Here is a 23,642-nt window from a genome sequence, read left to right on the forward strand (position 1 = left end):
ATTCCGTTTAAACCTTACCGTTTTGGTTAAGTCTAAAATGCAATGTTTAAAATGAAAATTCATCAATCATTAATTACCAAACCAAAAAATTCCAATGAAATATTTTTTCACTCTAACCTTAATGTTATTTACATTAGTTTCATTTTCACAAGCTAAATCTTTTAAAGTTGTAGGCAAATTAATTTCTGAAGATGAAAAAATACCACTAGAATCAGCTACCGTTTATTTAGAGCGTGCCAAAGACAGTTCGATGGTAACTTACACCATTACGGATAGAGCAGGTAATTTTTCTTTGGAGAACAGAACGGATGAAACTGAGTTAGGCATGTTTATTTCCTTTGTGGGGTATGAAACATTCTTTCAAAAGGTTAAAATCGATAAACAAGAAATCAATTTAGGTACTATTAACTTAAAGACTGATACCAACGCCTTAGATGAAATTGTGGTAAGATCTACAGCTCCTATTACGGTAAAGAAAGACACTTTAGAGTTCAACGTCAAATCTTTTAAAACTAAAAAGGATGCCAACATAGAGGATTTGTTAAAAGAGCTTCCAGGGGTTGAAATTGATGAAGAAGGTACTATAACCGTAAATGGTAAGGAAGTTAATAGAATTTTTGTTAATGGGAAGCCCTTTTTTGGGGATGACCCAACCATTACAACTAGAAATTTAACAAAAGATATTGTTGAGAAAATTCAAATTCTGGACACAAAAACTAAAGACCAAGCTTTTACGGGAGAAACGGTTTCTGGAGACAATAAAACAATAAATCTGGTAGTAAAAGAGGAAAATAACAAAGGCGTATTTGGTAGGGTTGCAGCTGGTTTAGGTACCGATGATCACTATGAATATGCTGGTATGTATAATTATTTTAATAATGACCAACGCATCAGTGTGTTGGCTGGAGGGAACGATATCAATTCTCCTGGTTTTAGTTTTGGTGAAATACGCCAAATGTTTGGCGGTGGCGGTGGTAATGCTGGATTTGGCGGCGGCGGTGGCGGTGGCGGTTTTAGGTCTTTTGGTGGTGGACAAGGTATTACCGAATCTCAAAATTTTGGGGGTAATTATGCGGACAAGTTTGGAAAAGCTACCGATCTTTCTGCTAATTATTTCTACTCAGGAAGTAATTCTGAAAATAGGTCATTAAGTAATAGAGAAAATATTTTACCAGATTCTAGATTTTTTACAACATCTGAATCTACTTCGCTAACTGATAGTGATAGCCATAGCGCGAATGTTGAATTTGATATTGAAATAGATCCTACACTCCTAATCAACATAAGGCCTTCATTTCGTTATTCCAAAAGTACAACGGTTTATACGGAAGAGGAATCATCTTCTGATGACAATAACACCTTATTAAATGAATCATCACAAAACTCAAATGTCGAGAATATAGGTAAGAATTTTAGTAATGACTTAGACATCACTAAACGATTTGGTACCAATGGTTCTTTTTTGAGATTTAGCATTGACAACCGAATTAATACTACAGAATCGGATGATTTCTTGAATTCTGAGACTACTTTTTTTCAAGACAGTTCCAGAGATATTTTAAGAGAACAATATACAGATGGTGACACAAAAAGCAATCAATTTAGCTCAGCTTTAACTTATAGGGTGCCGCTTATTGGTAAAGAGTTTTTTGCAGAGCTTCAATATGCTTATTCCAATAACAAACAAGAAGATAGAAAAAGCACCTTTGATAGAGATTCCAATACAGGTGAGTATTCCGATTTCAATACCACTCAAAGTACAGATTTTGAATATACCAATAAAGCACAAACCCCCTCTTTGGAGTTGGAGTATAGAAAAGAAAATTGGTCTGCAAGCATAGAGACATCTTATATTTTTAGAACTTTAGAAAACAATGATGATTTGCGACCTGAATTAAGTTTGACTCGTGATTTTGAAGCTGTTGAAGTGAATTCCAGATTGCGATATACATTTAGTCCGCAAGCATCCTTAACAGTGGGTTATAATTTAAATAATAACGTGCCTCAATTATCACAATTACAGCCTTTTGTAAATGTATCTAATCCATTAAACACCATTGTGGGTAATCCTGAATTAGAACCTGAAAATGCGCACCGTGTTTATGTAAATTATAATACGTTCGATTTTCAAAAAGGAACAGGATTTTATGGCTATTTTAATGCCAATTTCCAAAATAACCAAGTCGTTTCAAAAACAACCATTGATGAAAATTTACAAAGAGAAACGACTTATACCAATGTTAATGGCGCATATAGCCTAACTGGATATGCATCTTTAAATAGAAAAGTTACTATTGACAGCTTAAGAACCTTGAATTTTGGTGTGGGGATAAATCCTAATATCAGACGTTCCATAAACTTTAACAACGGTATTCAATACTCTAGTCTTAATACGACGTTGTCCCCAAGTATAGACCTACGATTGGTTTGGCGTGATGTACTTGAAATTGCTCCAAGTTATAGTTTGTCATTTACAAGAAATACCTTTGATATTGACAACTTTAATACACAAGAGTTTATCAGTCATAATTTATTTATAAATACAGCAACCTTTTTGCCTAAAGGATTTGAGTGGCGTAATGACGTGCGTTTTAATTACAACCCAAACATAGCAGATGGTTTCCAAAAAAGTGCTTGGTTTTGGAATTCTTCTTTAGCGTATTCGGTTTTAAAAGACCAAGGAACAGTGACACTAAAAGTGTATGATTTATTAAATCAGAACACCAATGCACGTAGAGTGGCAACACAAAACTATATTGAAGATACGCAAAGTACCGTTTTGACACAGTATTTTATGTTAAGCTTCTCTTGGAAGTTTAACACGTTAGGAAATCAACAAGCTCAAGGAAATAGAGGAGGTCGAGGTGGTTGGCAAGGTGGTGGTGCTCCAGGTGGTGGCGGAAATTTTAGGGGAGGACCTCGCTAATAGTATTCAGATAAGAACAAAAAACAACACCATTTGGTGTTGTTTTTTTTTGGTTATAAATGAAGTCTTCATGCTAATTTTGCTGGTTGCATAGATTGGAATGATTACTTTTTTTACTGTTTTTGAAATTTTGTGTGTAAAATTTAAGTTTATTTTAAGAATTGTCATACGAATATGTTATTATATTCGTTTTATATAAAATTATAATCATCAATCAATCAACCAATCACATGAAAAAAATCTTAATTATCGTAGTAATTATGCTTACTACGCATGCCTTTTCACAATCACAATCATTTAAAATTTCTGGAAAATTACTCACTTACGAAGGGAACACCCCTTTAGAATCTGCAACAGTTTATTTAGAACGAATTAAGGACAGTTCCATGGTAACCTATACCATTACAGATAAAAATGGGTATTTTTCTTTAGATAACAAAACGGGTGATAGTGAACTCAATTTCTTTATTTCGTTTGTAGGTTACGAAACGTATTTCAAAACGATAAAACTTGAAAGCCCCGAAATAAATTTAGGAACGATTAATTTAAAGATAGATTCCAATGCACTCGATGAGGTTATTGTTAAATCTACAGCACCAGTTGTTATAAAACAGGATACGTTAGAGTTTAATTCCGATTCTTTTAAAACCAAAAAAGACGCTAATATTGAGGATTTGCTGAGGGAATTGCCAGGTGTAGAAGTAGATGAAAATGGATCTATTAAAATTAATGGAAAATCTGTAGACAAAATTTTGGTAGATGGAAAACCTTTTTTCGGCACCGACCCAACGATTACTACAAGAAATCTTAATAAAGATATTATTAGTAAGATTCAGGTTAGTGATACCAAGACAGATGCAGAGGCATTTGCAGGAGAAACAGGTAGCCAAACTAGTAAGACTATTAATTTGGTGATGAAAGAAGACAAAAATAAAGGCGTTTTTGGTCGTGTGGCAGGGGGTGTTGGTACAGATGACAGGTACGAATATGCAGGTATGTTTAACCTGTTTAAGGGCGATCAACGGCTGAGCATTTTAGCAGGGGGAAACAACATAAATCAATCTGGATTTAGTTATGGTGAAATAAGTAAAATGTTGGGGGGCGCTAATTCGATTATTTCATATGGGAATGGTACGGTAATTATAGATGGTAGGAACTTTGGTGGGGGTCAGGGCATTACAACGTCCAGAAGTTCAGGCGCAAATTATGCAGACGATTTAGGAAAGAAATTAGATATTTCTGCTAATTATTTCAATTCTAAATCCGATTCAGAAAATGAGAGTATAACTGAGCGAGAAAATATTTTTACAGATAGAACCTTTTTTAATGATTCGCAATCAAAGACAATAAATGAAACAGATAGCCACGATTTGGGTATGCAAGTACGGATTAAACCAGATTCTATGCTTTTTATATCTGTTAATCCTAAACTAACGTATATAAATTCTAAAAGCATTGGCGATGCCAACGGGCAAAGCTATAATGCTTCTCGTGTGCTTACCAACGAGTCTACAACAGATACGTACGTTGATAACGAAACTAAAAATTTTAGTAATGATATTAGTTTCACAAAACGTTTTGGAAGTAAAGGATCTTTCTTAAGAGGTAATTTTTATTTTGATGATAAAACAAGTTTAATTGATAATTACTTTAATTCTGAAGTTGTTTATTATGGCGACAATCCTGGGACAGTTGAGAGAAATCAGTATAGAAAAACAGATGATGAATCCAATACAATCAATGGGAATTTAACTTATAGGTTGCCATTGATAGGAAAAGAATTTTATTTGGATTTTAATTATGAATATCGAAAGACGATCTCCAAAAGGCGTTTTAGTTCCTTCGATTATGATGCGGTTGCCGAAGAATTTGAAACAGATATTAATGAAGACTTTAGTACAGATTTCAAAAACACCAATCTCTTAAATAGCCCGTCTGCAAAATTGGGTTACCAAGATAAAAAGCTGAATACCTATGTCATGGCTAAATATTTTTTTAGGGATTTGGAAAATATAGATTATTTAAGGCCAAACTTTAATCTTAAAAGAAGTTTTGAAGCTCTTACGGGTACAGCGTATTTAAGTTACAGGCCCACTCCCCAGAAAATGGTTTATTTATATTATAATGTAAACAACAGTGTGCCAGATATTTCAAGATTTCAAGCATTTAGTGATATAACAGACCCATTGAATACTGTTACGGGCAACCCATTGTTAAAACCCTCAACTACTCACAATTTTTATACATATTACGATATTTATAACCCTAATGGCAATGGACTTAGCTTGTATATGAGTTCTTTTGTGGAAGACAATGCCGTGGTGGCTAAGCAAACGGTAAACGATGATTTAAGCAGGGAAACAACATATGTTAATGCTAAAGGTATTTATAGGGTAAATGGAGATGCAAGCCTTTCTAGAAAATTTATAATTGATACTCTTAGAACAGTACAAATTAGTGGTGGTATTGGGGGAGGGATCAATCGATCCGTAAATTTTAATAACGATGTACAATTTGCAAATTTAGCTAAGACAACTAATGTAAATATTGGTGCTCGTTTCGTTTGGAAAGATGTTATGGAGTTAAGACCTTACTATACGCTTAGTTACACAAAAAACACATTTAATTTTGAAGGGTTAGAGGGACGTGATTTTACAAATCACAGAATTAGAATTTTTAATTTAGTAAATTTTACTAAAAAATTGGAATGGCAGAATGATATAAATTTTAACTATAACCCTAATGTCGCCGATGGCTTCCAGAAAAGTTCATGGTTTTGGAACTCTACTTTATCGTATTCTGTGTTAAAAGATCAAGGAACCATCACTCTAAAAGCATTTGATTTACTAAAACAAAACACCAATGCCAGAAGGGTGGTTGATCAAAATTTTATTCAAGACCAACAAAATACAGTATTGAGACAGTATTTTATGATTGGTTTTAGTTGGAAATTTAATTCTTTAGGAGCCAATGCTGGTCAAGGAGGTATGGCACCACCACCGCCAATGTAGATTTACTAAATAGTTAATATATTCAAAATAAAGTTTGAAATAGAGTTAATTACTTTATTGTTCATCAATGATGGTAATTAACTCTTTTGTTTCGTTTAGGTCTTGATAATTTTATTAAAATCACCACCCACCAGAAGCACCGCCGCCTCCAAAACCACCGCCTCCAAAACCACCGCCAAAGCCTCCGCCAGAACTTCCGCCTCCAAAACCTCCAGAGCCACCACCAAAACTGCCTCTGCCCATGTTACTTAAAATAATGGCATCCCAAATATCAAAGCCACCAGATTTATTCCCTCGGTTGCCACCACCTCTACGTTTATTGTTTGAAATAGAGATTAAAATGATGATGAAAATAATCACAAATATCAATCCTACTGGAAATCCATTGTCATTATTGGATTTTCTGGTGCCTTGGTATTCGCCCGTTAAAACTTCAAAAATGGCATCAGCGCCTCTATTAAGTCCACCATAATAATCCCCTTGTTTAAAGTAAGGAATGATATCACCTTCAATAATTCGTTTAGACATGGCGTCGGTTAGCAAATGCTCAACGCCGTAACCGGTATTGATGGCTATTCTTCTATCATCTCTCGCTAATAAAATTAAAATACCATTATCTTCTTTCGCTTGCCCAATACCCCATTCGTGTCCCCATTGAGCACCTAAATAATTAATATCTTCCCCTTCAGTAGAGTTGATAACGGCAATCACAATTTGCGTGGATGTAGTGTCGGAATATTTAATTAGCTTATCTTCTAAATTACTTTTTTCTGAAGCTGATAATAAGTTGCTATAATCATAAACACTGGTTTGAAAATCTGGTTTTTTCGGGATTTTAAACTGTGCCTGTGCCAATTGAATACATAACAATGCCATTACAAAAAGTAAAACTTTAATATGCTTGTTGAATGTTTTCAATGGGATTTAATATTTAATTTATATTGGAATATTTTTTGTGAAAATTTAAAGGTAAAAAGATGTTAGCCTTTTGAAATTTCATTTGAAAGTTCGTTGGTATCTAAATTATGATAAGGAAAATGTTGTTTTAATTGCTCCCCACATTTTAAAACGCCTTCAATCAAACCTTGTTTGAAATTGCCAGATTTAAAATGGGATTGTATAATGTCTTTAGTGCTGTTCCAAAAATCGCTTCCAACAATGTCATTTATACCTTTGTCTCCATAAATAACAAAGGTTTTTTCTTTAACGGCAACATATATTAAAACACCGTTTTGTAATTTGGTGTTGTCCATTTTTAAAGTGTGAAAAACGTCTAAAGCGCGATTGAATGCATCGCCTTCAGACGTTTTTTCTATATGGATCCGTATTTCTCCAGATGTGTTAAGTTCTGCTAATCTAATGGCTTCTACAATCTCTTGCTCTTCATTAGTAGATAGAAATGCTTCAACCTTCTTAGACATAATTTGCTAATTGAATATGATTTTATTTGAAGTCAAAATTTACATCAGGAGCTTTTTCGCTACCAGCTTCTGCTCTGAAATAATTTAATTCGCTGAAGTTAAATAATCCAGCTAACAAAGAATTTGGAAACGTTTTAATATGCTTGTTGTAGGGTTCAACAGCACCATTGAAGCGGTCTCTTGCGACGTTAATTCTGTTTTCAGTACCTTCTAATTGGCTCTGTAATTCTAAAAAGTTTTGATTGGCTTTAATATCTGGATATCTCTCAACTGTTACTAATAATCTAGATAACGCACTACTCAATCCACTTTGAGCTTGATTAAATTCAGCTAATTGATCGGGGGTGATATTAGTTGGGTCTATGGTTGTAGCCGTGGCTTTGGCTCTCGCTTCAATCACTGCTGTTAAAGTGTTTTTTTCAAAATCTGCAGCACCTTGCACAGTTTTTACTAAATTGCCTATTAGGTCATTTCTACGTTGGTAACTGCTCTCTACATCACCCCAAGTTTTTGTGGCTGTTTCTTTTAAGCCTACAGCGGTGTTATTAAATCCTTTTGCCCAAGAGTAAATTCCTATTACTACTACTGCAACAATAATCCATGGTAGCCATTTTTTCATTTTATGTAAATTTTATGATTTTTAATCGGTTTTGTATAATTAGTAATTCATTTCCAAGAAATGTTACAGGTGCTCTTTGATTTTTATGAGCTGATTTTTTATATCCTCTAATTTACTTATGATTTCAAAGTTGTTGAGTGTTTCTTGCTTGTCTTCTTTCAAATGTATCTTAGCGCCTTCCAGAGTAAAACCGCGTTCCTTTACCAAATGGTAAATAAGCTTTAGGTTTTTAATGTCTTCTGGAGTAAACTTCCTATTGCCTTTGGCATTTTTTTTAGGTTTAAGGGCATCAAATTCTTTCTCCCAAAAACGTATTAAAGAGGTATTCACAGCGAAAGCCTTAGCGACTTCGCCAATGGCATAATATCGTTTTTCGGGTAATTCTATATGCATTAATCGAGAGATTGGTTTTCTAATGAAGCATGTTCTAGCATTTGATTAAATTCTTCGGCTGTTAAACTTCCGTAGTAAAAATTAATAGGGTCTATGCGCTCGCCATCTTTAAATATTTCATAATGAAGGTGTGGTGCCTCAGAACGTCCGGTGCTGCCAACAAACCCAATAAGATCACCACGTTTCACTTTTTGGTTTTTCCTAACATTGTATTTAAATAAATGAGCATATAAACTCACATAGCCATAGCCATGATCTATTCTAATATGGTTGCCATATCCCGACGCTGTATTATCGGCACGTTCCACAACACCATCGCCAGTAGCATAAATGGGCGATCCTTTTGGAGCTGTAAAATCCATGCCCCAATGCATTTTTCTAACTTTGGTAAAAGGATCGGAACGAAAACCATAACCCGACGCCATTCTAGTAAGATCTTCATTACTTACAGGTTGTATAGCGGGAATAGCGGCCAAAAGTTTTTCCTTATCTTCTGCTAGCTTGGCAATTTCATCAAGGGATTTGGATTGTACCACTAATTGTTTTTGAATGATATCCAAGCGTTTATTACTTTCTATGATTAGTTTGGAATTATCAAAACCCTCTAAACTTTTATATCTGTTCACACCTCCAAAACCAGCTGTACGTTGTTCTTCAGGAATTGGGTTGGCTTCAAAGTAAACACGGTATATATTATTGTCCCTATCGGCTATATTAGCCAAAACCATTTCAGTTTTCTCCATTTTTTTGTTAAGTAACTCAAACTGGAGTTGGGCATTTTGCAATTCGCGTTTTAAGGCTCTTTCTTTAGGGGATTCAACAAATTGACTTGCTAAAAACACAAAAATAAATCCAAATAAAGCAGCTGCCAAAGTAAATACAAAAGCATAGGTAAAGGTTGTTCCTTTTTTGCGTTCTATCTTTTTATAAGACAGCGACTCAGAATCGTAATAATATTTTACTTTACTCATTATTTAATTTATACTATTTTTACACCAAATTAAATTACCAAATGGTTGGTTTTTGGTATGTAAACGAACAAACCTACAAAATATTTCTCAAAGTAAATTTAGTAAAACTAACTGATAAAATCCAAAGGAAGTTATATCCGTTAGAAATTTAAGATAGATTTGCAGGGAAAAGAAAAAAAATGTTTCCAAGAGAAACACAGTTTTAATAAAAGTACATGAAGTCACAAGATATTCGCTCTAAATTTTTAAGTTTTTTTGAAGATAAAAAACACCTTATTGTACCATCGGCACCATTGGTTTTAAAAGACGACCCAACTTTGATGTTTAACAACTCGGGAATGGCGCAATTCAAAGAATACTTTTTAGGAAATGGAACTCCAAAAAGCCAAAGAATAGCCGATACTCAAAAATGCCTTCGTGTTTCTGGAAAGCATAATGATTTGGAAGATGTTGGGTTTGATACGTATCACCACACGATGTTCGAAATGCTTGGAAATTGGTCTTTTGGTGATTATTTTAAAAAAGAAGCCATTAATTGGGCATGGGAATTATTGACAGAAGTATATAAAATACCGAAAGAGAATCTATATGTGTCTGTTTTTGAAGGAAATGCGGAAGAAAATGTGCCATTCGATCAAGAGGCTTATGATATTTGGAAGGGATTAATCAGTGAAGACCGCATTATTTTAGGAAATAAAAAGGATAATTTTTGGGAAATGGGCGACCAAGGACCGTGTGGTCCCTGTTCAGAAATTCATGTCGATTTACGTTCGGATGCAGAAAAAGCACTAGTTCCTGGAAAAAGTTTGGTGAATAACGACCATCCACAAGTGGTTGAAATTTGGAATAACGTTTTTATGGAATTCAATCGTAAAGCCGATGGTTCCCTAGAAAAATTACCGGCACAACATGTGGATACAGGCATGGGATTTGAACGTTTGTGCATGGCATTACAAGGAAAAACTTCAAACTATGATACGGATGTTTTTACGCCACTTATTGAGAAAGTCGAGCAAATTACAGGATTTAAATATACGTCGAACGAAGTTAAAAACATTTCTGAAGAACAAAACAAAACCAATATCGCCATTCGGGTCGTGGTCGATCACGTTCGTGCAGTGGCTTTTGCCATAGCAGACGGACAATTGCCGTCTAATACTGGCGCAGGTTATGTGATTCGTAGAATTTTGCGTCGTGCCATTCGATACGGATTTACATTCTTGAACACCAAAGAGCCTTTCATTAACAAGTTAGTTGAAGTCTTAGCGAATCAAATGGGTGAATTTTTCCCAGAAATACAATCACAGCAACAATTGGTTACAAACGTCATTCGTGAAGAAGAAGCATCGTTTTTAAGAACTTTGGAACAAGGGTTACAGTTGTTAGATAAAGTTGTTTCAGAAACGTCAGGGAAAGAAGTTTCAGGGGCAAAAGTTTTTGAATTGTATGATACGTTCGGATTTCCAAAGGATTTAACAGCTTTGATTTTAAAAGAAAGAGGTTATACCTATAACGAAGCATATTTTGAAGTTGAATTGCAAAAACAAAAAGCACGTTCTCGTGCCGCATCTGAGGTTTCAACGGAGGATTGGTCAGTTTTAATTTCAGGAAATGTGGAAACATTTGTGGGTTATGACCAAACGGAAAACAACGTAAAAATCACTAGAATCCGTAAAGTGGATTCTAAAAAAGACGGCATTTTATATCAAATTGTTTTAGATAGTACCCCTTTTTATCCTGAAGGTGGCGGCCAAGTAGGCGACAAAGGTACTTTGGTTTCCGCTAACGAGACTATTGAAATTATCGATACTAAAAAAGAGAATAATCTGATTTTGCATTTTACAAAACAACTTCCTGAAAATATTGAAGCTAATTTTGTTGCCAAAGTCAACACTGATTTAAGAACGTCAACGTCTAAAAATCACTCCGCTACACATTTAATGCATTTGGCTTTAAGAAACATTCTCGGAACCCATGTGGAACAAAAAGGATCGTTGGTAAATCCGAATTATTTACGTTTCGACTTTTCACATTTTTCAAAAGTTTCCGAAGATGAATTACGCCAAGTGGAAGCAAGCGTCAATGCCCAAATTGAAGCACAATTAAAATTAGTAGAACACAGAAATATCCCCATTAAAGAAGCATTGGATAAAGGCGCGATGGCCTTGTTTGGAGAAAAGTATGGTGACACGGTTCGTATGATTGAGTTTGGGGAAAGCAAGGAACTTTGTGGTGGTATTCATGTGAAAAACACGGCTGATATTTGGCATTTCAAAATCATTTCGGAAGGGGCTGTTGCCGCTGGAATTCGTAGAATTGAAGCGATTACAGGTGATGCGGTGAAAGATTTCTATCAAAATCAAGAAAATACCTTAGCTGAAATCAAGGAAACATTGAAAAATCCGCAGGATATTTTAAAATCCGTTACGTCATTACAAGATGATAATGCGAAGCTGAAAAAGCAGATTGAGCAATTATTAAAAGAAAAAGTTGACGGTTTAAAAAATAATTTAGTTTCGGAATTTCAAGAAATAAATGGTGTTAACTTTTTAGCAAAAGAAGTGGATTTATCAATGAGTTCCACCAAAGATTTGGCCCAAGCTATGGGGAGTTCTAAGCCAAATTCCTTTGTGTTTTTGGCATCGGTGGAAGACAATGCGCCGAACATTCATTGCTACATTTCAAAAGAATTAGTAGCAGGTAAAGGTTTAAATGCTGGAAATATTATTAGGGAATTAGGTAAATACATAGACGGAAATGGCGGTGGTCAGCCGTTCTTTGCATCAGGAAAAGGGAAAAATGTTAATGGAATTAAAGAGGCTTTAGGCAGAGTGATTACCTTTATTAAATAACTAATAAATGCTTCTAGGCTCTATGTTTTAGTAGATATTTATAAATTTAAAACTTAATAAAATAATTATATTTCAGAAAACTTAATATTATAATTTTATGAGAAATTTTTTAGTTGTTTTAACATTGTTTTTTGTTTCTTTTGCTGATGCTCAAAATAAGGAAGTATATTCTTTGGAGTTTCATTCTTGGATTGGGGCAACTGACAATAATCATTATGAAATGGCTTTAATTGTATTGCAATTGGACCCTTATTATTTAGGTGAATTGGATAATACAGGAGAATTTGATGCCCAAGTTAGAGTAAAATATACCGTTGAAGGTGTTGAAAAAATTGTTGAATTCAATGCGCATGTAAAGGCATCATATCTTGATAATCAAAATGATAAACAAGTACAAAACTCGAATTTTTATAGCATGATTGTTGACGGTTATCCTCCAGTTAAGTTAATAAAAGGCGATGGAGGTTATATTCCTGATAATTTTGTTTTTTCTGGAGTTATTAAAGACAATCTAACTTATCCTATAAGTGCTTTTCATATAGATGATGCTGGTTTTCTTGAAGAAAATATTAGATATGCATTAGTAAATACGGATTATTTTAAAACAGCCGATGAAGGACGTGCGAAAATAAAAAAATTCTTTTCTCCAGCTGATGCTATGTATAGGGAACTCATGCTATACATTGCTAATTTCGACTAGATATTTAACTTGAAATAATGCAATTAACTACCAAAGTTCCAATTAGGAAAGCCGACATTGCCATTAACTATGCTTCAAAAATAGTTTTATTAGGTTCTTGTTTTGCGGATAACATGGGTGAAAAATTTCAGTATTTCAAATTTCAAACAACTGTAAATCCGTTTGGAATTATTTTCAATCCGATGTCATTAGCTAATATTATTGAAAGAAGTTTAAAGCAACATTATTACACCGAAAAAGACATTTTTTTTCATAATGAGTTGTGGCATTGCTTTGATGTGCATTCCGAATTATCAAATCCAAATAAAGAAACGTTTCTAAATTATTTAAACGAACTGCTCGATTCTACAAATAAACAATTACACGATTCAACACACATCATCATCACATTAGGAACTTCGTGGGTGTATCGTTTTGTTGAAACCGAACAAATTGTGGCGAATTGCCATAAAGTGCCCCAAAAGCAATTTACTAAAGAACTATTATCGGTTGATGATATTACAAAGTCGCTGGAAACCATTGTAAGTTTAATAAATACAGTAAATTCCAAAGTATCCATTATTTTTACAGTGTCGCCTGTGCGACATATAAAAGATGGGTTTATTGAAAATACACAAAGCAAAGCCCATTTAATTACAGCCATACACTCCAACAACCAAGAGCCAGCAACCAGCAACTATTTTCCGAGTTACGAAATCATGATGGACGAACTCCGCGATTATCGTTTTTATGCCGAAGATATGTTGCACCCCAACCAAACGGCAATCAATTATATTTGGGAAAAGTTTCAGCAAGTTTGGATTTCAGAAGAAACTATAAAAACAATGGATATTGTTGAGACTATTCAAAAAGGCCTATTACATAAACCATTTAATCCGAATTCTGAAGCCCACAAAGTATTTATTCAAAAATTAGAAGCTTACAAATTAAAAGTTCAAAAAGAACATCCTCATATAGTATTTTAAAACTATTAGTGTTTTTTGAACTTTAAATAGTCTTGCGGTGAATAGGTTGTTACTTTTTTGAAAGCACTAAAAAAAGGGTTGTATGAGGCGAATCCTGTTTTATAAGCCAATGACTCTAAAGTATTTGTTTTTAAGTAACCCTGTTCTATTAGATTGAGACTGTCTTTTATTCTAGAACGCATTCGAAATTCGGAAAAGGATATGTTGGAATGGTATTTAAATAAATATACAATATGGCTAGTTGGTACGCCTAATTTGTTGGCAATATCGCTAAAAGAAGCTTTGGGATTTCTAAAAATAAATTCTTCGTTGCTCAATTTGTCAATCTCATCAATATAACTAAAAATGTTAGACCTGATTTTTTGCTGTAATTTTAAATCTTGATGGTTCTTCTGTGTATCTGGTTCCAATATCCAGTTTTTATTTGCAGATGCGAAAGCTTCCTCATTATTTAACTTAGGAGGTGTAAACTTGAGAAGTTTTTTATTAAGAATGGGCAATCCGTATAAGATTTCTGGAGAGATTAAAATTTTAAAAAAGATGAATAACCAAAAAATCAATATAAGAGGAGCCATGGATTTTCCTGAAATCATGGATTCAGAATTGACTTCTTTATAGATTGAAGCCAATAATGCAATAGATCCTAATATATTAAGGGTAAATAAATAAATCGACCAATTTTTTATTAAACTAAAGTGAATATTGCTTATTGGAATATTTTTTTTTAACCATATGTCCTTCCTTAATAGTTTAAAAATTAATATTAAATAGAATAGTATAAATAAACCTATTAAAATAAAATTGGTAATAGCCCCCAAATGAAATAAAAAACTTTCTTTTAGTGTTGTATCGGTATTAATGACATAAAGGAATATAATAAAAATTAAATGCTTTAAATCTTCAGGGTTGTATGTTTTTTTTTGGCGAACTAGATTTTTGTAATATAAATAAAAACAAGGAATAAGAATTAAATACAGTATAGAAGGCGGGCCTTCCTTAGGCGCTAAAACGTTTTGTATACCTAATTCATAACTGCCATGGATTAAAAATCGAATAGACACTATTACAATAATTAATAATAAAAAGGCATTGTAAAATGGATTGGATTTATATGAAGTTATCATTAAGGCAATGGTGACAAGGCCAACGATTCCGGTAAATAAAAATAAAAATGATTCAATCATTTATTGAAAATATGATTTATTGCAATAATACTAAATTAGAGTGAACTTTTGAGGCAAACATTAAAAACTAACTATTCAATTAAAAGATTTTTTTCATTAGCAAAAGCCAGTATTTAGTATTATTGAGCTTCAAAATATAATTTATTCAGTTATTACTATGTTTTACTGATTCATTAAAATTGTTACTGATTCGTATAAAAAACCCTTTAGAATTATTTACTAGCTTTATATAATGCATTTTTATCAATACGTTTACATAGTATTTACCAAATATTATAACACTCTATAATTCTCAAACATAGAGATTTGTTGATATGCTATTATCGGTTTTTTTATTTAATGAGGGGTTTAATTTTGATTGATAATTTTATCAAGCAGTTATAAAAGGTTGTCTTAGTTTAAGGCAACCTTTTATTTTTTAATCATAATTACTTATAAAATACGCAATTCATCGTATTGATTCCTCTGTATCTAAGTTGCAATTTTGTTCACCAATTAACACAAAACAAATTCAACAATGAAAAAATTAAATCAATTTTTATTACTATTAGTGGGGATTCTAATAGTAAATGTATCAACGGCGCAAAAAGCGGAAACTCCAGAAAATACCTATGATTTAGGTGCAACTATCAATGAAATGACATTAACGGTTGGCGGGATTTTAATTGCTGCAACCAATGAAGGATTGGTGGGCATTGACCCAAAACAAAGTACGCCTATTTTTACCTTTAACAATTTCGGAAAATTAAAACCAGAAGAAACAGATTTTGTACCTGCATCACCTTATATTGTGGTGTCTCAAGGAGCCGATTCAAAATTTGCTGGAATAGCCAAAACAAAGCGCGCCGTTATAAATTACATAACTGGAAAAGTTATTTTTAATTCTGAAACAGATAATTGGAATCAAATTTACACATGTAATATTGTGCTGCCACAAAACAAATTAATAGTTAGTGGTATTCAAAAAGAAGGTGATAAGTTTGAAAAAATGACTCCTAAAGTGGCTGTGTACGATTTAAGTACCCAGAAATTAGATTACAGTTTCTTTTTAGATAAGCCAGGTAGGGTTGGCGTTGCCAAAGATTTTAGTGTCACAGGTGTGCCTTTATTATTAAAAGAGTTTTTGATAATACCAACAGCCCAAGGATTAATTGCTAAAAAACATAATGGAGATGATTTATGGGAATGTAAAGTTAAAGGCGTTAATTGGATGGTTGCTGACGAAAGTGAAAAAGAAATTTATGGTTTTGAGACGACCGTTAATGGGAAAAACACTCGAATTCACAAAATAGGAAGTAATGGCGAAGAACTTTGGAAAGATGATAGAAAAGTACAAGGAAATGTATCTAACTTTCAAATTTTACCTCAAGGAATAGCTGTTGTAAGTGATAAAAGTTCAGGTGGTAGCACTAGTGTGTTTGCCACAAGTGACGAATCTGAAATTGTGTTTTTAAGTGCTTCTACGGGTGAAGATTTATGGGAAAAAGCCCCAAAAACTAAAGGTTATGTACAACATTTTTATGTACAAGATGATGGTATTTTATTTGGCATTCAGCAAGGAGGCATCAATAAAATTTCTTTTGACGGACAAACCTTATTCAAAAAACCTTTAAAAACAGGTCCGAATATTATGGTTATGGCTCAATCGCCTCAAGGTTTAATTTACATAACAGGAGAAGATGCTAACATCGTAGATTTAAAAACTGGTGATCAAGTATGGGATAAACCATTAAAATATAAAAATTCGGCAGCCGTAGCTTCTACTTTCGATAGCGCAAAAAACAGGTATTTAATTGCTGCAGATGGAGAAGTCTATGCGATTGATGCCAATTCTGGAAATGTAACCAATTTTGCAAAAGTAAATTTTGATGAAAAAGAAGTTGCCAATACCATGCAGATGAGAAATGGTAACATATTTTTGAGTTCTTCTCAAAATGTAGCATTGATAGGGAGTGATGGAAATCAGGTGTATCACGAATATTATAAATCGCCTTCTCAAAGTGGTTTTGTGAAAGTATTGTCTGGAGCATTGGCGGTAGCTTCAACAGGTTTGGCCATGGCTCATGCAGCAAAAGCAGGCATGAATAGAACCAATAGTTACGGAAGTGCAAACGATTTAAGTAATTATAATGACTATGGAAAGGAAAACAAAAGAGCGGCTGATATGTTTGCATCTATTGGTGATGCAGCGTTTGATGTGATGTCAAAACGATTTAAAGCCACGGCAGCTACCGAAAACGCACAGTTTATTTTAACAAAACTTGAAGAAGGTGTTGGATTGGTAAAAATTAATAAAGATACTGGTAAAGTAGATAAAGAAATTGTACTTAAAGATAAAAAACCAGAATATCAAGTTGATGAAATTGCAGGTGTTTTATATTATAAGGCTAATGACAAAACTATATATGCTTATAATCTGCAAAAGTAAATCTTGTTGTTGAGATTTGTTTGATTAGGCGTGATAAATTTTTATTGCGCTTAATCTTTTTTTATAACACTTAATCGAAAAATTAGTTGAGGTTCAACATATTAAATTATTTTTATAATGCTATTAATCAGTTGAAAATAAACATCAGTTGCGATAATCATTAAAAAAATTATTTGTGATTGGTGTTTTTTTATGCGGATTATTCATCCATACCATTAAAACACTCATTATTATTCAATATTATAAATTATGGTATTTAATTTACTTTTTAATACGGCCATCTATATCATTATTATTTTTTTGGTGATTTTTATAATCAAAGTATATATGCATACCATAAGATTAAATCTTATTGGTAAAGAAAAACAGGTGGTACTAGAAGCAAGCTTTAATAAAGAAAAAATCAAAAGTCAGATAATTAATGAGCATGTTTTATTGGCAAATAATTTAGAACAATCCATTTTTAATCGTTTATTTGAAATCAGTAAAGAACTTATCGGATTGCAAAAGTTACTTTTAAATTCTAATTGATTATTGACATGAAGAAAAGACTGCTCTCAATCATTTTCTTAGTCTTTACTTTATCTTGTTTTTCGCAAACTAATAACAAAAGATTGGATAGCTTATTGAACGTTAGCAAATCACAAAAAGAGATGCCGTTAGTAAGCACTTTAAATGAAATCTCTTGGGAGTTTAAAAATGCAAACATTGATAGTGCATTTTACTATGCTCGAAAAGCATTGCAAATTTCAAAAAAATCAAATTCCAAAAAGGCCATTGCATTTTCCTATAATAGTCTGGCAAGTTGTTTTGAAAATATAGGAGAATTGGATAGTGCCTTGGTCTATCACAAAAAAAGTTTAAATATTAAACTTGAAATCAGAAACAATGAAGGTATTGCCGATTCATATAACAATATGGGTATTGTTTATGACCTAAAAGGGGATTTTGCCAAATCTTTAGAGAATTATTTTGAAGCGCTTAAAATTTATGAAACTGAAGATGTGCCGTTTGATAAAGCACCGATGGTTTTAAGTAATATAGGCATCGTTTACAAAAAGCAAAAAGACTATAACAAGGCCTTAAATTACTATAAAAAAGCTCTTAAAATATATAAAGATAATAACTATGATTTTGGAGTTGTAGTGACTTCAGGAAACATAGGTTCCGTACTTCTAAAATTAAAGGAATTTGATAGTGCCATAGTATATTCCACGAATGCCAAAAACATGTATTCAAAACTAGGATATCATCGATATGTTCCTTACATGTTACGCAACATTGCCGAAGCTAAAGATAGTTTAAAACTAAATGAAGAATCACAAAATCTTTATAAAGAGGCCATCAAGATTTTTAAAGATGAAAATAATTTATATGAATTGACAAATTCTGAATTGGGATTGGCAACCAGTTTAATAACTTCAAAAAACTACAATGAAGCTATTGGAAATGCCACAAATGCCTTAAATATTAGTGCGAATCAAGGCTTTAAGGAATTTGAAGTTCAAGCGTATAAAATATTAGCTTTAGCCTATAGCCATTTGGGTGATTTTAAAAAAGCTTATTTATATAATGAAAAATATGCTTTAGGAAAAGATAGTTTGTTTGAAGATACGAAGACGAAATTGATTTTCGACCTTGATAAAAAATACGAAACTGAAAAAAAAGAAAAAGAAATTCTCGCGCAGCGTGCCAATATTGCTGAAAAGGAATTAGATATAAATCAAAAAAACACACAGATTATAGGGTTGGTCATTTTGGCCTTGGTATTGTCTTTATTAGGTTATTTATTGTACAAACAACAAAAACTAAAAAACCAACAACTACAAAAGGAAAACGAGTTAAAAGAGGCTTTAATTAAAATTGAAACCCAAAATAGTTTGCAAGAACAGCGTTTAACCATATCTCGGGATTTGCATGATAACATCGGGGCGCAACTCACATTTATTATTTCATCCATTGAAAATCTTCAGTATGGTTTTAAAATCACCAACGAAAAACTAACTAATAAATTAATGAGTATTAGTGCGTTTACTAAAGAAACTATTTATGAATTGCGTGATACCATTTGGGCCATGAATAAAAATGAAATTTCTTTAGAAGATTTACAAATACGTACTACAAATTTTATTGAGAAAGCCAATATAGCTTCTGATGAAACGGTTTTTGAATTCAATGTCGATTCAGAATTAAACAAAGACATTACCTTCACATCGGTTCAGGGCATGAATATGTACAGAATTATTCAGGAAGCCATTAATAATGCCTTAAAATATGCTGAAGCTAAAATCATTATTGTATCGTTCAAAAAGGTTAATAATCATTTAGAAATTTCAATTTCAGATGATGGTAAAGGATTTGATGTAAATGACATTCAACTTGGAAACGGACTCAATAACATGAAAAAGCGAGCTGCGGATATGGGGGCGAATATTGTTATGGAAAGTCAGATTAATAAAGGTAGCAACATAGTATTAACCATATGATTTTAAATTATGACTGTAAAAATTGGCATTGTAGACGATAATGTTTTCTTGATTAACGCCGTAAAAGAAAAGCTGTCTTTTTTTGAAGATCTAAGCGTCCGGTTTACTGCCGTCAATGGATCTGATTTACTAACACAATTACAAACCAATCATAACCTCGATTTAATCCTCATGGATATTGAAATGCCAGTTTTAAATGGTATTGAAACTACGGAGATTGTCAAGCAAAAATATCCACACATTAAAATCATCATGCTCACTGTTTTTGATAATGATGAACATATTTTTAACGCCATAAAAGCGGGCGCAGATGGCTATTTATTAAAGGAAATTAATCCCAAAGATTTGCATGAAGGTATTTTAGAAACCTTAAATGGTGGTGCAGCCATGAATCCTTCCATAGCCATGAAAACCTTAAAATTACTTCGAAACCCCATAGATTTTAATTGTAAAGACACGTTGGAAGATATAAAACTATCAGAAAGGGAAGTGCAAGTATTAGAGCAATTAAGTAAAGGCTTAAGCTATAACGTGATTGCAGAGCATCTTTTTTTATCTACAGGAACCATTAGAAAACACATTGAAAATATTTACAAAAAACTACAAGTGCACAACAAATTAGAGGCTGTAGAAAAAGCTAAGAAAAATAATATTATATAAACTTAGTTTAACCTTTAGATAATATATGTTCGGCTTCATGAGACTATATTTGTGAAAACATTTGAATTAGTCACTAACATTAGTTAGACTTCTCTGTCGAAGAAAACTAATGTTTTTTTATGCCCAATGGTTTCGTTATAGTTTTGTTTTCAAATTCGCCCAACCACCACCGTTTATAACTTCAATATTATGGCTTTTTAAAATACTTGCCGCATTTCCAGAACGCATACCACTGGCACAACAGGTTATAATTGGTTTGTTTAATTTTTTAATATCGTCTATTTTAGAGTCAATTATTTGCAAGGGTATATTTTTAGAACCAGCTATGGCGCCTTGGCTATATTCGGCTTTTGTTCTAACATCAATAATAATGGCGCCTTTGTTAAGAAAACCTTTAATGTCTTCTTCTTTGTTTTTCAGAAAAAAATCTAATAGTCCCATAATTTTTATTTTTTGACAAAATACGCCAATTAATTACAATCATAATGTAACAATAGTTACCACCATTTTTTTCAGTATCTTCGATTTTTAATTCTGAAAGCTGTAAATGGAAACTGAATCATACGTAAAACTTTTAATTGAAAACAAGGTTGGATATATAGAATTCTTCCATCCAAATCGGAACTCAATGCCTAGTGATATTTTATCTCAGTTGCAAGAAACTATTTTTGAAGCTGGAAACAACGACGCTATTAACGTCATTGTTTTAAAAAGCGGTGGTGATAGAACCTTCTGTGCAGGCGCAAGTTTTAACGAGGTCATCGCAGTAAATGATGCCGAAAAGGGAGAATCTTTTTTCTCTGGTTTTGCACATGTCATTAATGCTATACGTAAGTGTCCGAAGCTAATTATCGGTCGTGTTCAAGGGAAATCGGTTGGGGGCGGTGTTGGTTTGGCGGCGGCGACAGATTTTTGTTTGGCAACCAAATACGCTTCTATAAGGTTAAGTGAATTGAGTATTGGTATTGGGCCTTTTGTCATAGAGCCCGCTGTTTCAAGAAAAATAGGTTTAGCTGCCATGTCCCAAATGACCATAGATGCCGAAACGTTTTTTTCTGCGGAATGGGCAAAAGAAAAAGGCTTGTATGCCGATGTGTTTGAAACGGTTGAAGCTTTAGATGGGGCCGTGAAAGTTTTAGCAGAAAAACTAAGTACATATAACCCCGAAGCTTTAAAACAAATGAAAACCGTATTTTGGGAAGGTACCCAACATTGGGATGCCTTACTTATTGAAAGAGCCAAAATTAGCGGTAAGCTGGTTTTAAGTGATTTTACAAAATCAACTTTAAAACGGTTTAGGTAGATTATATATGTATCATACGCTAAAGATTCAAATTCAAATTGAAAATTATTACTTGGAATTGTAATATGTCTTTCAGAAAAAAAGCTGAATTTATACTGAATGAAAATCCAGATATAATTATTGTTCCTGAAAGTGAAAGTCCCGAAAAATTAAGGTTTACAAAAGGCATCACTTTGCCACATGATATTTTTTGGTATGGAGATAATCCAAATAAAGGAATAGGAGTTTATTCATATTCGGATTTTAAAATATCAATATCCAACTTGCATAACCCAGAGTTTAGATATGTAATTCCATTATTCATAAAGAATAACGACATCGAGTTTGTTTTAATAGCAATTTGGTGTCAAAAACCCAAAAGTAGTGATAATTATGGGACTCATACTTGGAATGCCATAAAATACTATTCTGAATTATTAAATAACGAAAAAGTAATAATAGCAGGAGATTTTAACAGTAGTTCAATTTGGGACAAGAAAAATAGAGAAGCAAATCATTCGAATATTGTTGGTGAACTAAAAGGCAAAGGAATAGAAAGTGTTTATCATATATTTCACAACGAAGAACAAGGAAAAGAAAGTTGTGCAACTTTATTTATGCATCGAAAAAAAGAAAGACCTTATCACATTGATTTTTGTTTTGCTTCAAATTACTTTATCAATCGACTAAAAAATGTCTGTATTGGAGATTACGAAACTTGGACTAAATTAAGTGACCATAAACCTGTAATTTGTGAATTTGATAATTAAAAAAATAATCATAAAAACAAAAAAGCAACCTTCTCAAGTTGCTTTTTGTTTTTGTAATTATTGCTTAGCTCCCGGAGGATATTTTTCCATGATTTTTGAAACAAACTCTTTAATACGTTCTTCCTTTTGTTCCATATTTCTACTTAAAAAGCCAGTACCCATGCCTTGCCAAACCAATTCTTTTTTATTGGCATCCAATAAATCTACAAACAGAACACCTTCTGTACTGGTAGATACGTTGGGTTGGTTCCATCCCCAGCCCCAACCAGGACCGTAAAAACCACCCATGCCCCATGGACCGAAGCCTCCCCAGCCCCAGCCGCCCATGCCCCAGTTGTTGTTGTAAACATCAACGCGTTGATTGGACTTGGTAAAAATACTAACTAATAAATCGGGGTTTTCAGATTTTGTAAAACCTTTGGCTAAAAGCTCGGTTTCTATTGCGCGAAGTATTCTGCGTTTATCTAAATCGTTAATTTCTGCTTTATCAATGCCATTTTTAAAAAAGGCAAATGTTTTGTATGCCCCAAAATTGGCGTTTTTATCGTAATCTGTTGCTACACGCACAGAACTGCATGATGTTACCACCAATAGAACAACTAAAAGCGGCACGGTTTTGAATACATTTTTCATAGAAGTTTAGTTTTTAAATTTTCTTTTTAACAATTTTTTCCTAAAACCTTAAATTTAAAACACTCATAGCATTGGTTTTAAAGGGCTTTCAGTATTACTATCAGCATCAAGAATCATACCAACAGATTGGCTTTTAAGGGATTCTAAATCTAATTTCTGTAACTATTTTTTTTTATTATAGCCATAAGGGCAATGTCTGCAAGCACTTTCGCAACAATAGCCTCGTTTTAAATGGTATTGTTCCGTAAAGCACCTGTAACCTTCGGGTGTTAAGTAAAAATCACCTTCTTCAACAGGTATTATTTTCTTCATAATATAACAAAGATAATGTAAATTCGATT

General features: G+C 33.0%; 20 protein-coding genes. 11 read left to right on the forward strand and 9 right to left on the reverse strand.

The annotated features are described in order from the left end of the window. Positions 1-94: 94 nt before the first annotated feature. Positions 95-2,926 (forward strand): outer membrane beta-barrel protein, encoded by a 2,832-nt coding sequence (locus CDH50_RS09945; protein ID WP_100612103.1) that lies wholly within the window; start codon positions 95-97, stop codon positions 2,924-2,926. Positions 2,927-3,156: 230 nt separating this feature from the next. After that, positions 3,157-5,937: a TonB-dependent receptor gene (locus CDH50_RS09950; protein ID WP_100612105.1), complete on the forward strand. Its 2,781-nt coding sequence runs from the start codon at positions 3,157-3,159 to the stop codon at positions 5,935-5,937. Positions 5,938-6,057: 120 nt separating this feature from the next. Here CDH50_RS09950 and CDH50_RS09955 read toward each other — a convergent pair whose 3' ends face one another. The 5 genes from CDH50_RS09955 to CDH50_RS09975 all read right to left on the reverse strand — a co-directional run bounded on the left by CDH50_RS09955 (position 6,058) and on the right by CDH50_RS09975 (position 9,341). After that, a complete protein-coding gene (locus CDH50_RS09955; protein WP_100612107.1) occupies positions 6,058-6,813 on the reverse strand; it encodes a TPM domain-containing protein in 756 nt (251 codons plus the stop codon). A 104-nt stretch (positions 6,814-6,917) separates the two neighbouring features. Further along, positions 6,918-7,358, reverse strand: a complete 441-nt coding sequence (locus CDH50_RS09960) for a TPM domain-containing protein (RefSeq protein WP_100612109.1) — start codon at positions 7,356-7,358, stop codon at positions 6,918-6,920. Positions 7,359-7,380: 22 nt separating this feature from the next. Next, on the reverse strand, positions 7,381-7,977 hold the full coding sequence (locus CDH50_RS09965) for a LemA family protein (RefSeq protein WP_100612111.1): 597 nt from the start codon (positions 7,975-7,977) through the stop codon (positions 7,381-7,383). A gap of 63 nt (positions 7,978-8,040) precedes the next feature. Further along, entirely contained in the window at positions 8,041-8,370 is a 330-nt protein-coding gene (locus CDH50_RS09970; protein WP_100612112.1) for a MerR family transcriptional regulator, read from the reverse strand. Then, positions 8,370-9,341: a M23 family metallopeptidase gene (locus tag CDH50_RS09975; RefSeq protein WP_100612114.1), complete on the reverse strand. Its 972-nt coding sequence runs from the start codon at positions 9,339-9,341 to the stop codon at positions 8,370-8,372. The genes CDH50_RS09970 and CDH50_RS09975 overlap by 1 nt, the downstream gene beginning before the upstream one ends. A 215-nt stretch (positions 9,342-9,556) precedes the next feature. On the opposite strand from CDH50_RS09975, the gene alaS reads away from it, so the two are divergent. The 3 genes from alaS (at position 9,557) to CDH50_RS09990 (ending at position 13,858) form a co-directional block, all read left to right on the forward strand. Beyond that, complete coding sequence (gene alaS / locus CDH50_RS09980) at positions 9,557-12,193, forward strand: alanine--tRNA ligase (protein ID WP_100612116.1); 2,637 nt, start codon at positions 9,557-9,559, stop codon at positions 12,191-12,193. A 97-nt stretch (positions 12,194-12,290) separates the two neighbouring features. Next, positions 12,291-12,893: a hypothetical protein gene (locus tag CDH50_RS09985; protein WP_100612118.1), complete on the forward strand. Its 603-nt coding sequence runs from the start codon at positions 12,291-12,293 to the stop codon at positions 12,891-12,893. 17 nt (positions 12,894-12,910) lie between these two features. After that, positions 12,911-13,858 (forward strand): GSCFA domain-containing protein, encoded by a 948-nt coding sequence (locus tag CDH50_RS09990; protein WP_100612120.1) that lies wholly within the window; start codon positions 12,911-12,913, stop codon positions 13,856-13,858. 5 nt (positions 13,859-13,863) lie between these two features. Here the strand turns inward: CDH50_RS09990 and CDH50_RS09995 are convergent, their stop codons facing one another. Then, positions 13,864-15,042, reverse strand: a complete 1,179-nt coding sequence (locus tag CDH50_RS09995; RefSeq protein WP_100612122.1) for a helix-turn-helix domain-containing protein — start codon at positions 15,040-15,042, stop codon at positions 13,864-13,866. A 517-nt stretch (positions 15,043-15,559) separates the two neighbouring features. Between CDH50_RS09995 and CDH50_RS10000 the strand changes: the two genes are divergently transcribed. The 4 genes from CDH50_RS10000 to CDH50_RS10015 all read left to right on the forward strand — a co-directional run bounded on the left by CDH50_RS10000 (position 15,560) and on the right by CDH50_RS10015 (position 20,616). Continuing rightward, positions 15,560-17,470, forward strand: coding sequence for an outer membrane protein assembly factor BamB family protein (locus CDH50_RS10000; protein ID WP_100612124.1), 1,911 nt, complete (start codon positions 15,560-15,562; stop codon positions 17,468-17,470). Positions 17,471-17,797: 327 nt separating this feature from the next. After that, positions 17,798-18,001: a hypothetical protein gene (locus CDH50_RS10005; protein WP_232731994.1), complete on the forward strand. Its 204-nt coding sequence runs from the start codon at positions 17,798-17,800 to the stop codon at positions 17,999-18,001. A gap of 8 nt (positions 18,002-18,009) precedes the next feature. Next, the gene (locus CDH50_RS10010; protein ID WP_100612128.1) at positions 18,010-19,956 is read left to right on the forward strand and encodes a tetratricopeptide repeat-containing sensor histidine kinase; all 1,947 of its coding nucleotides are present in this window, start codon (positions 18,010-18,012) and stop codon (positions 19,954-19,956) included. Positions 19,957-19,965: 9 nt separating this feature from the next. Beyond that, positions 19,966-20,616 (forward strand): response regulator, encoded by a 651-nt coding sequence (locus tag CDH50_RS10015; RefSeq protein ID WP_100612130.1) that lies wholly within the window; start codon positions 19,966-19,968, stop codon positions 20,614-20,616. A gap of 135 nt (positions 20,617-20,751) precedes the next feature. Here CDH50_RS10015 and CDH50_RS10020 read toward each other — a convergent pair whose 3' ends face one another. Further along, complete coding sequence (locus CDH50_RS10020; RefSeq protein WP_100612132.1) at positions 20,752-21,057, reverse strand: rhodanese-like domain-containing protein; 306 nt, start codon at positions 21,055-21,057, stop codon at positions 20,752-20,754. A gap of 106 nt (positions 21,058-21,163) precedes the next feature. Between CDH50_RS10020 and CDH50_RS10025 the strand changes: the two genes are divergently transcribed. Both CDH50_RS10025 and CDH50_RS10030 read left to right on the forward strand, forming a co-directional pair. Then, positions 21,164-21,919, forward strand: a complete 756-nt coding sequence (locus CDH50_RS10025; protein WP_100612134.1) for an enoyl-CoA hydratase/isomerase family protein — start codon at positions 21,164-21,166, stop codon at positions 21,917-21,919. Between the two features lie 38 nt (positions 21,920-21,957). Continuing rightward, positions 21,958-22,668 (forward strand): endonuclease/exonuclease/phosphatase family protein, encoded by a 711-nt coding sequence (locus tag CDH50_RS10030; protein WP_100612136.1) that lies wholly within the window; start codon positions 21,958-21,960, stop codon positions 22,666-22,668. 57 nt (positions 22,669-22,725) lie between these two features. On the opposite strand, the gene CDH50_RS10035 is transcribed toward CDH50_RS10030, so the two are convergent. Next, positions 22,726-23,301, reverse strand: coding sequence for a DUF4136 domain-containing protein (locus tag CDH50_RS10035; protein ID WP_100612137.1), 576 nt, complete (start codon positions 23,299-23,301; stop codon positions 22,726-22,728). Between the two features lie 162 nt (positions 23,302-23,463). Then, on the reverse strand, positions 23,464-23,613 hold the full coding sequence (locus CDH50_RS15200; protein ID WP_198513481.1) for a DUF5522 domain-containing protein: 150 nt from the start codon (positions 23,611-23,613) through the stop codon (positions 23,464-23,466). Positions 23,614-23,642 lie beyond the last annotated feature (29 nt).

Source organism: Confluentibacter lentus, from assembly GCF_002806995.1.
GTDB classification, from domain to species: Bacteria; Bacteroidota; Bacteroidia; order Flavobacteriales; family Flavobacteriaceae; genus Confluentibacter; species Confluentibacter lentus.

Coding starts and splice junctions, on each gene's coding strand:
- CDH50_RS10035 (WP_100612137.1), bottom strand. CDS start 23,301: ATGAAAAATGTATTCAAAACCGTGCCGCTTTTAGTTGTTCTATTGGTG.
- CDH50_RS10020 (WP_100612132.1), bottom strand. CDS start 21,057: ATGGGACTATTAGATTTTTTTCTGAAAAACAAAGAAGAAGACATTAAA.
- CDH50_RS10000 (WP_100612124.1), top strand. CDS start 15,560: ATGAAAAAATTAAATCAATTTTTATTACTATTAGTGGGGATTCTAATA.
- CDH50_RS15200 (WP_198513481.1), bottom strand. CDS start 23,613: ATGAAGAAAATAATACCTGTTGAAGAAGGTGATTTTTACTTAACACCC.
- CDH50_RS09995 (WP_100612122.1), bottom strand. CDS start 15,042: ATGATTGAATCATTTTTATTTTTATTTACCGGAATCGTTGGCCTTGTC.
- CDH50_RS09975 (WP_100612114.1), bottom strand. CDS start 9,341: ATGAGTAAAGTAAAATATTATTACGATTCTGAGTCGCTGTCTTATAAA.
- CDH50_RS09970 (WP_100612112.1), bottom strand. CDS start 8,370: ATGCATATAGAATTACCCGAAAAACGATATTATGCCATTGGCGAAGTC.
- CDH50_RS10015 (WP_100612130.1), top strand. CDS start 19,966: ATGACTGTAAAAATTGGCATTGTAGACGATAATGTTTTCTTGATTAAC.
- CDH50_RS09965 (WP_100612111.1), bottom strand. CDS start 7,977: ATGAAAAAATGGCTACCATGGATTATTGTTGCAGTAGTAGTAATAGGA.
- CDH50_RS09950 (WP_100612105.1), top strand. CDS start 3,157: ATGAAAAAAATCTTAATTATCGTAGTAATTATGCTTACTACGCATGCC.
- CDH50_RS09945 (WP_100612103.1), top strand. CDS start 95: ATGAAATATTTTTTCACTCTAACCTTAATGTTATTTACATTAGTTTCA.
- CDH50_RS10010 (WP_100612128.1), top strand. CDS start 18,010: ATGAAGAAAAGACTGCTCTCAATCATTTTCTTAGTCTTTACTTTATCT.
- CDH50_RS10025 (WP_100612134.1), top strand. CDS start 21,164: ATGGAAACTGAATCATACGTAAAACTTTTAATTGAAAACAAGGTTGGA.
- CDH50_RS09985 (WP_100612118.1), top strand. CDS start 12,291: ATGAGAAATTTTTTAGTTGTTTTAACATTGTTTTTTGTTTCTTTTGCT.
- alaS (WP_100612116.1), top strand. CDS start 9,557: ATGAAGTCACAAGATATTCGCTCTAAATTTTTAAGTTTTTTTGAAGAT.
- CDH50_RS10005 (WP_232731994.1), top strand. CDS start 17,798: ATGCATACCATAAGATTAAATCTTATTGGTAAAGAAAAACAGGTGGTA.
- CDH50_RS09960 (WP_100612109.1), bottom strand. CDS start 7,358: ATGTCTAAGAAGGTTGAAGCATTTCTATCTACTAATGAAGAGCAAGAG.
- CDH50_RS09955 (WP_100612107.1), bottom strand. CDS start 6,813: ATGGCATTGTTATGTATTCAATTGGCACAGGCACAGTTTAAAATCCCG.
- CDH50_RS09990 (WP_100612120.1), top strand. CDS start 12,911: ATGCAATTAACTACCAAAGTTCCAATTAGGAAAGCCGACATTGCCATT.